General features: G+C 64.3%; 10 protein-coding genes. 7 read left to right on the top strand and 3 right to left on the bottom strand.

Features of this window, described 5'->3' with window-relative positions:
• Nucleotides 1–55 precede the first annotated feature (55 nt).
• Nucleotides 56–748, bottom strand: coding sequence for an AIM24 family protein (locus tag SB749_RS09445; RefSeq protein ID WP_082819338.1), 693 nt, complete (start codon nt 746–748; stop codon nt 56–58).
• A 257-nt stretch (nt 749–1,005) separates the two neighbouring features.
• Nucleotides 1,006–3,651 (bottom strand): valine--tRNA ligase, encoded by a 2,646-nt coding sequence (gene valS / locus SB749_RS09440; protein WP_410710119.1) that lies wholly within the window; start codon nt 3,649–3,651, stop codon nt 1,006–1,008.
• Between the two features lie 186 nt (nt 3,652–3,837).
• Between valS and SB749_RS09435 the strand changes: the two genes are divergently transcribed.
• From SB749_RS09435 to ndk, 6 genes are all read left to right on the top strand, one after another.
• Nucleotides 3,838–5,070: an acyltransferase gene (locus SB749_RS09435; RefSeq protein ID WP_410710118.1), complete on the top strand. Its 1,233-nt coding sequence runs from the start codon at nt 3,838–3,840 to the stop codon at nt 5,068–5,070.
• Between the two features lie 78 nt (nt 5,071–5,148).
• The gene (locus SB749_RS09430) at nt 5,149–5,904 is read left to right on the top strand and encodes an SDR family oxidoreductase (protein WP_410710117.1); all 756 of its coding nucleotides are present in this window, start codon (nt 5,149–5,151) and stop codon (nt 5,902–5,904) included.
• Between the two features lie 312 nt (nt 5,905–6,216).
• On the top strand, nt 6,217–9,480 hold the full coding sequence (gene ileS, locus SB749_RS09425; protein ID WP_410710116.1) for an isoleucine--tRNA ligase: 3,264 nt from the start codon (nt 6,217–6,219) through the stop codon (nt 9,478–9,480).
• Nucleotides 9,477–10,979 carry a bifunctional folylpolyglutamate synthase/dihydrofolate synthase gene (locus tag SB749_RS09420; RefSeq protein WP_410710115.1) on the top strand — a complete coding sequence of 501 codons (1,503 nt, stop codon included), beginning with the start codon at nt 9,477–9,479 and terminating at the stop codon, nt 10,977–10,979. Before ileS ends, SB749_RS09420 begins: the two co-directional genes overlap by 4 nt.
• Nucleotides 10,976–11,341, top strand: a complete 366-nt coding sequence (locus SB749_RS09415; RefSeq protein ID WP_410710114.1) for a DUF4233 domain-containing protein — start codon at nt 10,976–10,978, stop codon at nt 11,339–11,341. Before SB749_RS09420 ends, SB749_RS09415 begins: the two co-directional genes overlap by 4 nt.
• 82 nt (nt 11,342–11,423) lie before the next feature.
• The gene (gene ndk, locus SB749_RS09410; protein ID WP_039210750.1) at nt 11,424–11,843 is read left to right on the top strand and encodes a nucleoside-diphosphate kinase; all 420 of its coding nucleotides are present in this window, start codon (nt 11,424–11,426) and stop codon (nt 11,841–11,843) included.
• Nucleotides 11,844–11,948: 105 nt separating this feature from the next.
• Here the strand turns inward: ndk and SB749_RS09405 are convergent, their stop codons facing one another.
• Complete coding sequence (locus tag SB749_RS09405; protein WP_181270465.1) at nt 11,949–12,596, bottom strand: vitamin K epoxide reductase family protein; 648 nt, start codon at nt 12,594–12,596, stop codon at nt 11,949–11,951.
• Nucleotides 12,597–12,840: 244 nt separating this feature from the next.
• Between SB749_RS09405 and SB749_RS09400 the strand changes: the two genes are divergently transcribed.
• The gene (locus tag SB749_RS09400) at nt 12,841–15,894 is read left to right on the top strand and encodes an Rne/Rng family ribonuclease (protein ID WP_410710113.1); all 3,054 of its coding nucleotides are present in this window, start codon (nt 12,841–12,843) and stop codon (nt 15,892–15,894) included.
• The last annotated feature ends 37 nt before the right edge of the window (nt 15,895–15,931 follow it).

Raw genomic sequence — 15,931 nt, 5'->3', positions numbered from 1 at the left:
GCAGCAGGTCGGGGGTGCGTCAGTGTGGTGAGACGGTGGACGGCCGCCAGGTGCGTCAGCTGGTAGTGGCTGAGTAGACGGCGTTCTCTGCTGGCTGGACGACGACGAAGCCGGGGCCGTGGAATGCCAGCTGCACGGACTCGCCGGAGCCGCGACCGAAGAATGTGCCGACGCTGACGTCGGTCTTGATCTGCGGGGCCAGCGCCGAGGACCAGCAGACGGCTGCCTGCGGGTCGACGAAGGTCGGCTGCTGCGAGCAGTCGAGGACCATGGGCTCACCCTTGCAGCAGATGGCGGCAGTGCCCTGTCCGGCAAGTTCGAGGTTGAACAGTCCCGAACCGCTGACCATCGCACCGACACCGCCCTTGATGCGTTTGATCTCCCAGCTGAGCGCGTCGTCGAAGGCGAGCAGGTTTGCAGTGTTGACGGTCAGTGCGTCCTGCGGACCTTCGAGCGCCATCATGAAGATGTTCGAGGCTTCCCTGGCGAAGAACACTTCTCCGTGTCCCTCGACGCGCATGACGTTCCCGCCCTCGCCGGTGGCTGCCTTCTTCATGAACTGGCCGACCGACTTCGACCCTTGGTGGGTGAAGTGGACATCTCCCTGATAGGCGACCATTGCGCCTTTGGTGGCTATCATCGGCGCGTTCGGCGTGACCACCGAACGCAGCATCTTGTTCGACTGGAGCGTCCACCGCTCTTGGTTCTGGACCTCGGCGTTGCGCTTGGAAAAGAGTTCGCTTCTCACGGTTCTGGGGACCTTTCGTTCAGGGAGGACTTCAATGGTTCTTCAGTGGTCGATAACCATAGTACGGGTGAGAGTGCGCAGAGCCAGGTCATTTCGTGTATCCGTTCCGGAACATGCGCAGAGCCCCACGGCATCCGCTGCTCCGACTCTGCGGAGGAACGAATGCCGCGGGGCTCTGCGGGACCAGTTCGGGTCTCGGGCAGCCGGCGGTGCCGGAGGGTGCGTCGGCTGACCGTCAGGTCCGGCTGGTGTTCGGCTCAGTCCTGGTCGACGAAGTCGATCGAGGCAATGGTGATCTCATCGCCGGCTTCCTCGGTGCTCAGGGATTTGATACGGCCCGCGGCCCTGAGGTCGCCTTCTGCCGCCGTGATCGCGGAGACGACGGTGGCCGGCGCCTGAATGGTCACCGAAGCGACCTCGGTCTTCTGCGATACCTTGGCCTCGGTCTTCGTGCGGCGGATCTCGGTCAGTGCGGCTGCCACCGAGGCCAGCAGCTCGGGGTCGACGGACGATTCCGGATGGCTCAGCGCCTCATCTGCCGGCCATGCGGCGCGGTGGACCGATCCTTCACGCCACCAGGACCAGACCTCTTCGGTGACGAAGGGAGTGAACGGAGCGAACAGACGCAGCAGGACATCCAGAGCAGTGGCCAAGGTGACGTGCGCCGACAGCTGATCGTCAGATCCCGATGAGCCGTAGGAACGGTCCTTGACGAGCTCGACATAGTCATCGGTGAACTCCCAGAAGAAGCTCTCGGTCACACGCAGTGCATGAGCATAGTCGTAAGCGGCCATGTGCTTTCCGGCCTGCTCGACGACCTCGGCAAGCTTCGCCAGCAGGGCGCGATCGAGATCGTGGGTGACGGCACCGAGCTGACCGATGAGGCCGGCATGCACTCCCTGTGCCAGAGCGAACTTCGAAGCATTGAGCAGCTTCATCGCCAGCCGGCGGCCGATCTGCATCTGCGTGACGTCATAGGCGGTGTCCGCACCGAGTTTCGCGCTGGCCGCCCAGTAGCGGACCGCGTCGGGACCGAATCCCGGCTTCGCCGCGCCGAGGATGTCCGACGGAACCACGACATTGCCCTTTGACTTCGACATCTTCTTCCGGTCCGGGTCGAGGATCCACCCCGACAGGCCGGCATGCTTCCACGGTGCCGCATCGTTGAGCGAGTTCGCTCGGACCACGGTGGAGAACAGCCAGGTGCGGATGATGTCGTGTCCCTGCGGACGCAGGTCGAAGGGGAAGACCTTGTCGAAGAACTCCTCGTCGCGCGACCAGCCGCCGAGCAGCTGCGGCGTCAGCGACGACGTCGCCCAGGTGTCGAGGACATCCGGGTCTGCGGTGAACCCGCCGGGCACATCACGCTGGTCATCGGTGAAGCCGGCAGGAGCCTCGGCGATGGGGTCGCACGGAAGCGACTCGGGCACGATCGGGTCATCGTAATCGGGCTGGCCATCAGCGTCGAGGCGGTACCACAGCGGAATCGGGACACCGAAGAACCGCTGCCTGGAGACCAGCCAGTCGCCGTTGAGGTTCTCCACCCAGTTCTCGTAGCGGGAGCGCATGTACGCCGGGTGCCATTCGATCTCGCGACCGCGGGCGATGAGCGCATCCCGCAGCTCGGCCGACCGTCCGCCGTTGCGGATGTACCACTGACGGCTGGTGACGACCTCGAGCGGCTTGTCGCCCTTTTCGTAGAACGGGACCGGATGCGTGATCGGCTCGATCTCACCGATGAGGTCACCGGAGTCGATGAGCATCTGCGCAATGTCCTTGCGCGCAGAGAACGTCGTCTTTCCTGCCAGTGCCTCATAGTTGGCCACAGCATCGGACTTCGGTGAGTTCGCGATCCACTCGGGCACTTCGAGGTTGAGGCGGCCGCCGCGGTTGATCACCGCACGGGTCGGCAGATCGAGTTCACGCCACCACGTGACGTCGGTGAGGTCGCCGAAGGTGCAGACCATGGCGATGCCTGTGCCCTTATCGGACTTCGCAAGCTCATGGGCGCGGATCCCGACGCTGACGCCGAAGAGCGGCGAAACGACGTTCGTGCCGAACAGGGAGGCGTAGCGTTCGTCATCGGGATGGGCGACGAGTGCCACGACCGAAGGAATGAGCTCCGGACGCGAGGTGAGGATGATGATCGGTTCCGCCGAGGTGTCGGCCAGGCCATCAGCGCCCTCGGGGAAGAACTTCACCTTGTGGTACGCGCCTTCGCGCTCACGATCCTCGAGTTCGGCCTGAGCCACAGCAGTGCCGAAGGTGACGTCCCACATGGTCGGCGCGTCCTGCGAATAGGCATGCCCGTTCTTCAGATCGGTGAGGAAGGCCCTCTGGCTCACCGCACGCGAATCGTCATCGATCGTGCGGTAGGTGTACTTCCAATCCACGGACAGTCCGGTGGAGCGGAAGAGGTCCTCGAACACCTTCTCGTCCTCGGCGGAGAGTTTCTCGCACAGTTCGATGAAGTTCTGGCGAGAGACCTTGACGAAGTCGCGCGAATTCTTCGGTGCCTTCTCCGGCGGCTGGAAGTCCGGGTCGTAGGGCTGGCCGGGATCGCAGGTGACTCCGTAGTAGTTCTGCACGCGACGTTCGGTCGGCAGGCCGTTGTCGTCCCAGCCGAGGGGATAGAACACGTTCTTGCCTGTCATCCGCTGATAGCGGGCGATGATATCGGTCTGGGTATAGGAGAACACGTGTCCGACATGCAGCGACCCCGAGGCGGTCGGCGGGGGAGTGTCGATCGAGTAGACCTGCTCGCGATCGGTGTCGACGTCGAAGGCGTAGACGTTCTGCTCGCTCCACGCGGCGTCCCATTTGTCCCGCAGCCCCTCGAGGGCCGGCTTGTCAGGAAGGTTCACTGACTCGTGCGTCGAGTCCGAAAAGGCAGGTGTGTTCATAGTTGCTGATTTTCTCACCCGGTTCGCGATCGGCCAAACCGGTTCGCGCCCGTGGCCGCGCGAAGCCCCACCCGAGCTTGAGGGCAGCACTCCCGCCTCGGCTGCCGCAGCTCGACGGCGTGGGACGGCTCACACCCTGAAGGCGCAGTGAGTCGCCTGCGTCGCGGGCAATGACATCATGGACACATGGCGCCCTTGGACCGAATTCCGACAGAGAATCCGCCGCCCACGTCGACCGCGTGGATGAATCCGGCACGTGCGATTGCGATCATCGCCGTCGTGGCCATCCATTCCCTGGGCACCGTCGTCGAAGAGAACTTCGCGAGTATGGGGCCCGACTGGTGGCTGGCCAATGCCATCGACTCCGCCTGCCGGTGGTCGGTGCCCGTATTCATCATGATCTCCGGGGCCTTGGCCCTCGACCCCGACCGGGGCAGCAAACCGCGGAGGTTCCTGTCCAAACGTGTCTGGCGAATCGGCATCCCCCTCGTGTTCTGGACGGTCGTGTACGTTCTGTTTCGTCGCTACTACCTGCAGCCCGACGACGAAACCTGGAATCCGGGCATTGCGATCCTCACCGGATCGCCATTCGTCCAGCTCTACTTCCTCTACGTCCTTGCCGGTCTGACGCTGCTCACACCGTTCTTCCGCCTGCTGAGCGTCCACGGCTCCCGCCGTCTGCAGTGGGGGACCGGTCTGATCTTCCTCGGCATCGGCATGGCCGACCAGTGGGTGTCGATGGTCTTCGACGTCGGCGAAGCCAATATCGCCACTCGGTTCCTGCCGATGGCCGGGTTCTATATCCTCGGCTGGGTGCTGCGCGATATCGTGCTCTCGGTCAGAGGTGCAGTCCTGGCGTGGGTCAGCCTCATCATCGCGGTCGTCGGAACCGCGGTCTGGGCCGGTCTGGGGCCCGGTGAGAAGCCGTGGATGTTCCCTTACGAATACCTCGCACCGGGGGTCGTCCTCGCCTCCATGGCCGCTTACCTCCTCCTGCATTTCCATCTGCGCGAAGGCTTCGGACTGCTGCACCGGTTCTACCCGTATTCCTTCGGTGTGTTCCTCCTCCATCCGCTGCTGCTCTACCCTGTCCGAAATGCCATGGGGCTGCCTGATACCGTGCCCGGCGTCCTGCTCCACGCCGTCATCATGCCGATCGCCTATGCGATCGTCTGTGCCGCAGTCACCTGGGTGGCAGTGAAGATCCCCGGCTTCCGTGCCGTCTTCGGCGAAGGCGGGCCCCGCAACCCGTACACCCGACCAAGCGTGAAGAAACTCCGACCGGGCGCGAAGGGGTCCCCACCTGTCGCGTCGACGACCCCGGAAGAAGCAGCGTCGTCAGATCCGGCCGTGAGCCGACCGATCGAGACCGATCTCGGTTCAGAAGACACCGCACGCGGCCGCGAGCCGACTCCGTAGACTGAGACCCGAACAGCAATCCCCGCTTCGGGAATCCAGACACGAACCCGCCGACAGACCCGACAGAGGAGAACACAGATGGAAAAGCTCAGAGCAGTAGTCACAGGCGCCAGTTCCGGAATCGGTGCGGCCACGGTCCGACAGCTGCGCGAGCAGGGCTGGGACGTCGTCGCCGTGGCCCGCCGAGAGGACAAGCTCAAAGCCCTCGCCGAGGAGACCGGAGCCGACTACATCGTCGCCGACCTCACCGATGACGCCGCCGTGGCGTCCATGGCCGAACAGGTGCTCGCCGGGGGAGCCGTCCATTCCCTCGTGGCCAATGCCGGCGCCGCATTCGGAACCGACACCGTCGCCGAGGCATCGGTCGACGGATGGCGGGACATGTTCGACATCAACGTCCTCGGAGTCCTGCGCGTCGTCAAAGCACTGCTGCCGGCCCTCATCGATTCCAGCCGCGGAGATATCGTCGTCATGTCTTCGACCGCCGGCCATCAGGCCTACGAAGGCGGCGGAGGCTACGTCGCAGCGAAGCACGGCACCCACTCGATGGCAGCGACCCTGCGCCTCGAACTCGCCGGCGAACCCGTGCGCGTCATCGAGATCGCACCGGGAATGGTCGCCACCGACGAGTTCACCTTCAAACGCGTCGGCGGTGATGAGGCGAAGGCCGCGAAGGTGTACGAAGGCGTCGAGAACCCGCTGACCGCGGACGACGTCGCCGACGCCGTCGTCTACACGCTCACCCGTCCCCACCACTTCAACGTCGATCTCATGGTCATCCGACCGATCGCCCAGGCCGCTCAGCACAAGGTCGCCCGCAACCGGGGACTGTGAGCACCCACGGCTCCAGCCCGCGGCCGCCTCGGCGAGGGAGATCCCCCGCGCCGCCGAGTGGTCTCGGGCGGAGTCGACGGTATACGATTGTCTTGCGTCGATCCGGCTATCACCGGGGAGCATCCGGAAGAACGGAGCCAGCGTTCCAAACGCCGCGTTCTCAGTAGACCCGGACGGGTGGACCCGTCATCGTCTGAGTGAATGAGCGATCCGCTGACCGTCCTGAACCGGTCGGACTGCGGATAAGCGAGGTGGTACCGCGGCAGACTGTCGTCCTCGTGACAGTGACCGCAGTGACCCAGAAGGACGCTCATGACTCAGCCTCTCTATCCCAAGGTTTCGACCTCGACCTTCGGACTCTCGTCGTCCCCGAACTTCCCTGCCATCGAAGACGCAGTGCTGCGCTACTGGCAGGAGGATGACACCTTCAAGGCGTCGATCGCCCAGCGCGACGCCGGCGAGAACGGCGAGAACGAATTCGTCTTCTACGACGGACCTCCCTTCGCCAACGGCCTGCCCCACTACGGTCACCTGCTCACCGGCTACGTCAAGGACGTCGTCCCGCGGTTCCAGACGATGCGCGGCAAGAAGGTCGACCGCCGCTTCGGCTGGGACACCCACGGCCTGCCGGCCGAGCTCGAAGCCGAACGTCAACTGGGCATCACCGACAAGTCCGAGATCGGCCGCATGGGACTGGCCGCATTCAACGACGCCTGCCGCTCTTCGGTCCTCCGCTACACCCAGGAATGGGAAGAATATGTGACCCGTCAGGGCCGGTGGGTCGACTTCGACAATGACTACAAGACGCTCAACGTCGAATACATGGAGAGCGTCATCTGGGCGTTCAAGCAGCTCTGGGACAAAGGCCTCGTCTACGAGGGCTACCGCGTGCTCCCTTACTGCTGGAAGGACGAGACGCCGCTGTCGAACCATGAGCTGCGCATGGACGACGACGTGTACAAGATGCGTCAGGATCCGGCAGTGACCCTCGGTTACAAACTCAAGGACTCCGACGAGTGGGTCCTCATCTGGACGACGACCCCGTGGACGGTTCCGTCGAACCAGGCCGTGGCCGTCAACCCGGAGATCCCGCTCGTCGCAGTGGTCCCCGGTGAAGACGGTGCCGAAGAACTTCAGGGCAAGACCCTCATCCTCGCCGAAGCACGTCTGGGTGCCTATGCTCGTGAACTCGGTGCCGAACCGCAGGTTCTGCGCACCTTCCCCGGCAGCGAACTCGTCGGCGCCTCCTACGAACCTCCGTTCCCGTACTTCGAGGGCCGTCAGGAGGAGTTCGGCGAGAACATGCACACGATCCTCGCAGCGGACTTCGTTACCGTCGAAGACGGCACCGGAATCGTCCACCAGTCGCCAGCCTTCGGTGAAGAGGACAAGGAACTCACCGACTCCTACGGCATCACCGCGGCCCGTCCCGTCGACGACGCCGGTCGCTTCGATACGACCGTTCCCGACTACGCCGGCCAGCAGGTCTTCGACGCCAACAAGGCGATCATCAAGGACCTGCGCAACCACACTGGTCCGATGGAGTCGCGGGGTGCTCTGCTGGTCCGCCACGAATCCTACGAGCACTCCTACCCGCACTGCTGGCGCTGCCGGAACCCGCTGATCTACCGTGCGGTGTCCTCCTGGTTCGTCCGCGTCACCGAGTTCAAGGACCGCATGGTCGAACTCAACGAGCAGATCAACTGGGTGCCGGACAACGTCAAGCACGGACAGTTCGGCAATTGGCTCGAAAACGCCCGCGACTGGTCGATCTCGCGCAACCGCTTCTGGGGTTCGCCGATCCCCGTGTGGATCTCCTCCGACCCGGCCTACCCGCGCACCGACGTCTACGGTTCCCTGGCCGAGATCGAAGCCGACTTCGGACGTCTGCCGCGCAACGACTCCGGAGACGTCGACCTCCACCGCCCGTGGGTCGATGACCTCACCCGCCCGAACCCGGACGATCCGACCGGGAAGTCGGTGATGCAGCGCATCCCGGAGATCTTCGACGTCTGGTTCGACTCCGGTTCGATGAGCTACGCCCAGGTGCACTACCCGTTCGAGAACTCCGAATGGTTCGACAACCACTTCCCGGCCGACTTCATCGTCGAATACGTGGGACAGACCCGCGGCTGGTTCTACCTGCTGCACGTTCTGGCCACGGCGATCTTCGACCGTCCCGCCTTCACGAACTGCATCTCCCACGGCATCGTGCTCGGTTCCGACGGGCAGAAGATGTCGAAGTCCCTGCGCAACTACCCCGATGTCAACGAGGTCTTCAACCGCGACGGCTCGGATGCCATGCGCTGGTTCCTCATGGCTTCGTCCATCCTGCGCGGCGGCAACCTCGTCGTCACCGAACAGGGCATCCGCGACGGTGTCCGCCAGGTCGTGCTCCCGCTGTGGAACACATGGCAGTTCTTCGCCACCTACTCCAACGCGGCCGACGGTCCGGCAGGGGAGAAGACCGGCTACCAGGCACAGTCGCGCTACGACTCGTCCCAGGTCCTCGACAGGTACCTCCTGGCCAAGACGCACGACCTCATCACCGAGTTCGCCGAGGCGATGGAGGGCCTCGACATCTGGGCGGCTTGCGAACTCGTGCGCAGCTACCTCGACATGCTCACGAACTGGTATGTGCGTCGTTCGCGTCGCCGGTTCTGGGACGGCGGCACCGACACGCATGAGTCCTTCGACGTGTTCTATACCTGCCTGGAGGCATTCTGCCGTGTGGCCGCGCCCCTGCTGCCGTTCACGGTCGAAGAGATCTATCGCGGACTGACCGGGCAGCGGTCGGTGCACCTGGCCGACTACCCGGATGCCGAGGCATTCCCTGCCGACGCCGACCTCGTCGCGGCGATGGACCTCACCCGCGATATCTGCTCTACAGCCTCCTCGGTGCGCAAGGCCAACCAGCTGCGGGTGCGCCTGCCGCTGTCGCAGCTGACCGTCGCCACCGACACGGACCTGAGCTCCGACTTCACCGAGATCATCGCCGATGAGCTCAATGTGCGTACCGTCGAGGTCCTCGACGTCGCCGAGGCGGAGGCCGCCGGATTCTCCCTGTCACAGAATCTCGTCGTCAACGCCCGTGCCGCCGGACCCCGTCTGGGCAAACAGGTCCAGCAGGTCATCAAGGCCTCGAAGTCAGGCGACTGGTCCGTCACCGACGGCACCGTCGTCAGCGGCGGAATCGAGCTCGTCGACGGCGAGTACACCCTCGAATCCGTGGCCGAATCCGGCACCGAGGGCATGGAGCTCGCGGCTCTCGACTCCGGCTTCCTCGCCCTCGACACCCGGGTCACACCCGAGCTCGAGGCCGAAGGCATGGCACGTGATGCCGTGCGCGCCATCCAAGGCATCCGCAAGCAGCTCGATCTCGACATCTCCGACCGGATCGCCGTCACCCTCGAAGCCGGCACCGAGGTGGTCGCCGCGCTCGAGCCTCACGTCGACCTCATCGCCGGTGAGACCCTGACGACCACTCTGAACTTCGGCCCGGTCGACGCCGGTGCCGAGGTCTTCAGCCCCGAAGAGCTCCCCGGCGGCACCCGTCTGGCGGTGAAGCGGGCATGAGCGAGGACAACACCCCAGCCGAGGATCCGGTGGCAGCAGCTGAGGAGCTGCTGGCCGCTGTCGAAGATCCGCAGACCGCAGAACAGGACGCGGATTCGGAACCTCTGCCCGAACCGGTCGTCGATGACGCCACTCGGGTCGAGCTCGCCCGGGTCTATGCCCTGCTGCTGGCCCGGGCGGGGGAGACGCAGGTCGAGCTGCGCCTCGATGCGACTCGGCGGGCGTGTGAGATCCTCGGCGATATCCACACTGCGACCCCGACAATCACGATCACGGGCACGAACGGGAAGACCTCGACGGCACGGATGATCGATTCGCTCATCTCCGCTCATGAGCTCCGGGTCGGCCGGTTCACCAGTCCCCACCTGCATTCGGTGACCGAACGGATCTCCGTGGACGGCGCACCCGTGTCCGCTCACACCTTCGTCCGCATCTATGACGAGATCGCCCCGTACCTGGACATCGTCGATGCCCAGCTCGAAGCCGAAGGGCGCGCGAAGCTCACCTACTTCGAAGCGCTGACCGTGCTGGCCTTCGCGGTGTTCGCCGATGCTCCGGTCGATGTCGTCGTCACCGAGGTCGGCATGGGCGGACAATGGGATTCGACGAACGTGGCCGATGCCCACGTGTGCGTGTTCACGAAGATCGGTCTCGATCATCAGGCGTTCCTCGGAGACACCATCGAGGAGATCGCCGCGACCAAGGCTGGAATCCTCGATCGCAGCGTTGAGGACAGCCCGGCTCCCGAACCTGTTGCCGTGTCTGCTGTCCAGGACGAGGCCGCACAGTCGGTCCTTGACGAGGAAGCTGCCCGCCATGGGGTTCCGCTGGCCGCTGAGGAGCGGGACTTCCGTCTCCTCGACCGGCAGCGTGCCGTCGACGGTCAGCTCATCACGGTCCAGGGCCGCAGAGACGTCTACTCCGACCTGTTCCTGCCGCTGCACGGAATTCACCAGGCCCACAATGCCGCGGTCGCGATCGTGGCAGCCGAGGCCTTCCTCGGAGCCGAAGACAAGCCACTCAACCAGGAGACGGTGGCCGAGGGGCTGGCCAGGGTGACCTCACCGGGCCGTGCGGAGCTCCTGCGCACGGGACCCAGCGTCGTCGTCGACGGCGCCCATAACCCGGATGCCGCACATGTGCTGGCCGACACCCTCGCCGAGGCGTTCGACTTCGACTATGTCGTCATCGTGCTGGCGATGCTGGCGGACAAGGACAGTGACGGTGTCATCGAAGAGCTCCATCGCAGCGCAGATGTGTTCGTCGTCAGCGAGAATCTCAACTCCCGTGCGCTGCCGGTCGACGACCTCGCCGAGGCGGCGCGGGAGTGGGTCGACGAGGATTCCGTCATCGTCGCCTCCGATCTCAATGCGGCCCTGATGAAGGCCATCGACCTTGCCAACAGCGTCGATGCGAAGAGTCCGGGGATCGTCGTCACCGGCTCCATCTACACAGTGGCCGAAGCGCGCCTGCTCCTCGGACGAGGTGAGGAAGGATGAAATCGAAGTACCCCGTGCTCTGCGGATCGATCCTCATCTGCGAGCTCGTCGTCGTCTACTTCGCCGTGCTCACGACATTCGGCTTGTCGGTGAAGTCGGCGCAGACCCTGACCCTGGCACAGCTGCTCATCGGCGCCTCGGTCATCGCCGTGCTGGCCATCATCGCCGTCATCCTGCTGCCGCGGCGGATCGGTGCGAAACGCCCCGGTGTGATCATCGGGTGGGTCGTGCAGGGGCTGCTGCTGGCCTCCGGCTTCGCGCTCACCTCGATGTTCTTCGTCGCGGCGCTGTTCATCGCCCTGTGGGCCGTGGCCGTGTACTGGTCGGCTCGCATCGATCGTGAGGTCGCCGCGCGCAGCTGAACTGTGAGAACACCGAGGCGGGAGCGCCACGGTGCCCGGGTAGACTGTGGACCGACGTCCACACGACATTGGAAGGACCGGAATGGAACGTACGCTCATCCTCATCAAGCCCGACGGAGTCGCTCGCGGACTCGTCGGACAGATCGTGGCCCGAATCGAAGCCAAGGGCTATGCGATCGACGCCTTGGATCTCCGTTCGGCCACAGCCGCCGAACTGGCAGCCCATTACGCCGAGCACGAAGGCAAGCCCTTCTACCAGCCGCTGGTCGACTTCATGTCCGAAGGGCCGATCGTCTCGATCATCGCCTCCGGACAGGGCGTCATCCCCGGCTTCCGGTCCCTGGCCGGCGCCACCGACCCGACGGCCGCTGCTCCCGGTACGATCCGCGGCGATTTGGGTCGCGACTGGGGTGAGAAGGTGCAGAAGAACCTCGTCCACGGATCCGATTCCACAGAATCGGCCGAACGCGAGATCGGAATCTGGTACCCGGCTGAAGGCTGATGACAGTCAGAAGACCGAACGCGGCCGACGACTGAGCCGCACCGGTCGAAACAGTGAGGGCGCCCCACCGAACGGTGGGGCGCCCTCACTGGATTCGGTTCACGGTCAGAGCAGATTGGAGAAGAACGCCCAGAACTGCACGACGATGCAGGCGAAGATGATGAGCATCCACAGCACCGACAAGGCGATGTTCTCCTTCGCCAGGACCCGCAGCACGGCATTGTCGGCGGCGCGCCGACCGAAGGCGCCGGTAAGCAGATTGCGGGCGGTGACAGCCATGAACATCGGAATCGTCACGGTCCACACGATGATGCACCACGGGCAGCCGACTCCGATCTTGTAGATCGAGACGTAGAACAGGAACATCACCAACGCCACGCCGCAGCCCAGTCCGATGTTCAGTCCCACCATCACCCAGCGGGGCAGCCGGGTGCCTGACAGGATGAGCACACCGAGCAGCAGCGGGATGATGAAGGCCGCCACGCCCATGAGCTGATTGGGGAAGCCCAACAGCTCGGCTTCGGCATGTTCCATGACCGAACCGCACGAGAAGAACGGGTTGAGGTCGCAGGAGAGCACGACGTCCGGATTCGCCAGTTTCTCGTACTTCTCCGCCGACAGGGAGAACGAGGCGAGGAAGCCGATGGCAGAGGCGATGATGAGGAAGATCCCGAACGGCACCGATCTGAGCACCCATGATGAGGTGGTGTCGGCGGACTCGAGGTCATCGGATTGAGTCAGTGTGGTGTTCACTCCTCAAGAATGCCTGGCCATGTCCCGTGCGGCAAACCCCGTACCCATCGAAACCTCAGTGCAGAGGCACTTCTGTGACATAATGGTCGGACGGATACCTGTTCCCACACCGAACAGGAGAAGTGCCTCCACCGAGTCGAGGGTATGACCTCGCAGGTCGACAACAAGATGAGGCAGCACGGAAGGCCTACGCGCTGAGCGCGAGCCGGATGTGCCATCCACAGGTTTCGGTCCATTGCGGACCATGCAAGGATCCGAAGATCCGTACGGTGTGGACGGCGTCTTCGGACTGGGAGATACGATGAACGATACGTCGAACGACGGCACAGAGTCGACAGATCCGACCGAAGGCATTCTCGCGGACCTCGCGAATCTGCAGCAGTCGGCGGGTGCCAAAAACGCCGAACACGAGGATGTCCACGACAGTGTGCGTGCGCGCCTCGATGACATCGCTGAGGCGGCCGAATCACTGCGTATCGGCGATGCTGATGACGGCGACGACGAGGACGAGGACGACGCAGAACCGACCCCTCGCCGAGGCGGGCAGAAGTCCGCACGAGATGCCGTGGCCAATCGGGGACTGATCTTCGAGGAGTTCGTCCGCGGAGACTCGGACGACGATGATCACGACGAGGACGCAGACGACGCCGATGGCGATGATGAGTCCGATTCCGCGTCGCAGGCGTCGCCGGGCTTCGATCCGCGCAATCCCTTCGCGGCACCTGCCGCTCCAGTTGCCGCACCCGAACCCCGGACCACTCCGGCTGTGCCCTATGACGGCGGCCTGATCTTCCAGGTGCCGAAGGCCGAACACGCCGAGGTCGTCACGATCGAAGACGATGACTCCGACGACGACTGGGATGATTCCCAGGCCTCCGATGACGAGACGTCGTCCTCGCAGGAGAGCCGTCAGAACGAGCATGGTGAGGACGATTCCTCCAACGGTCCACGTCGGCGTCGAGGCGGCCGCGGGCGCCGATCGCGGGGTCGCGATGACTCCCACGACGATTCCTCGGACGCCGACGATTCGAAGGACTCCGAGGACGACTCCTCGGACTCTGCAGGCAACGAGGACGCGAAGTCGTCGAAGCGGGGATCTCGGTCGAACAACCGCGGTTCGAAGCGCTCCGATTCGGACGCCGAGGACTCACATTCGAAGTCGGATCACAAAGACTCCGATCACAAAGCCTCCGACCACAACGACTCCGACGATTCGGATTCGGACGATGGTGATGACGATTCCGACGGCGGTTCGCGCCGTCGGCGCCGTCGTCGGTCTCGCACCCGCAGCACCGACCGCGACGAAGTCACCTCGCTCAAGGGTTCGACCCGCCTCGAGGCCAAGCGCCAGCGTCGTAAGGAGGGCCGCGAAGCCGGACGTCGCCGCCCCATCATCACCGAAGCCGAATTCCTCGCCCGACGTGAGTCCGTCGACCGGACCATGCTGGTCCGGGAGAGCGGCGACCAGACTCAGCTCGTCGTCGTCGAAGACGGGATCGCTGTCGAGCACTACCTCAAGGAGAACCGTCAGCAGTCCTCGCTCATCGGCAACGTCTACCTGGGCAAGGTCCAGAACGTGCTGCCGAGCATGGAGGCGGCATTCATCGATATCGGCAAGGGCCGCAACGCCGTGCTCTACGCCGGTGAAGTCAATTGGGACGCCCTCGGCATGGACGGCAAGGCGCGCCGCATCGAAACCGCGCTGAGCCCCGGCGATGCCGTGCTCGTGCAGGTGACGAAGGATCCGATCGGGCACAAGGGCGCCCGTCTGACCAGCCAGATCTCTCTGCCCGGCCGGTTCCTCGTCTACGTACCGGGCAATTCGATGACCGGAATCTCGCGGAAGCTGCCCGACAACGAACGCGCACGCCTGAAGAAGCTGCTCAAACAGCTCGTCGGCGATTCGAACGGCGTCATCGTGCGTACCGCTGCCGAAGGCGCCACCGACTCCGACCTGTCACGTGACGTCGAACGTCTCGCCAAACGGTGGGAGACGATCGAGAAGAAGTCGAAGTCGACGAAGGTGCTGGCCCCGCAGCTGCTCTACAGCGAGCCGGACATGATCGTGCGCATCATCCGTGATGTCTTCAACGAGGACTTCAGCTCGCTCGTCATCGACGGCGACGGCGCATGGAACACCATCCACGAGTACGTCGAATCCGTGGCCCCGGACCTGCTCGATCGCGTCCACAGCTACAACGAGGACGAGGACATCTTCGGCCACTACAGGATCGAAGAGCAGATCCAGAAGGCGCTGCAGCGCACCGTGAATCTGCCCTCGGGAGGTTCACTCGTCATCGACCGCACCGAAGCGATGACGGTCGTCGACGTCAATACCGGCAAGTTCACCGGCTCCGGAGGCAACCTCGAGGAGACGGTGACCCGCAACAACCTCGAAGCCGCCGAGGAAGTCATTCGGCAGATCCGCCTGCGCGACATCGGCGGAATCATCGTCGTCGACTTCATCGACATGGTGCTCGAGTCCAACCGCGACCTCGTGGTGCGCCGCCTCGTCGAGTGCCTCGGTCGCGACCGGACGAAGCATCAGGTCGCCGAGGTGACATCGCTGGGACTCGTGCAGATGACGCGCAAGCGCATCGGCACCGGACTCGCCGAATCCCTGGTCAGCGCCGGCGAGGACCTCACCGGTCGGGGACTGCTGCTGCCGGGTTCGGAAGAAGACGGATCGAAGGCCCATCGCGGCGGCCGCTCTTCGAACCACGACAACCGTCGTGACCGCAAGCGGCGGGGCGACTCAGGCTCGAAGTCCAAGCACAATGAGTCCGAATCGACTGATGAGACAGTGTCCTCGGATGCTTCTCGGTCGGCTGTCGCCGCGATTGCGAAAGCCACCCTGAAGAAGGATGATGCCGATTCGACCGAATCGACATCCGACGCTCAGACTCAGTCCGATGACTCGTCGAACGACGGTGAGAACGCCAAGTCCCGCCCGCGTTCGCGCAACGGACGCCGCCGCTCTCGCTCGAACCGCAGCGATGACTCGCAGACCGAGACGCGCGACGAGAAGTTGAGTGACAACGAGAAATCGAACGGCAACGCGAAGACGAGCAGCAACGAGCAGGAGTCGGCAGAGACGAAGTCCGCAGCCGAGCAGAAGCCGGTCGCCGAAGAACCGAAGGATCTGCCGCTGATGATCGGCGCCGACAGCGAGACGAAGGTCGCCGCCGCCGAACCGGTCAAGAGCACTCCGGCGAAGAAGCGCGAACCGGCGAAGAAGGCCCCTGCCCCCAAGCAGGAGCAGCTGCCCACCTCGTTCGTCATCATCGGTGAGGACTGAGCGCCTGTCCTGAGTTGAGGCAGAAGACAGCGCCCCG

Source organism: Brevibacterium sp. SIMBA_078 (assembly GCF_046534565.1).
Classification (GTDB): Bacteria; Actinomycetota; Actinomycetes; order Actinomycetales; family Brevibacteriaceae; genus Brevibacterium.
The sequence above is the reverse complement of the archived record's forward strand: the minus strand, read 5'-3'. Positions and strand labels throughout refer to the sequence as shown.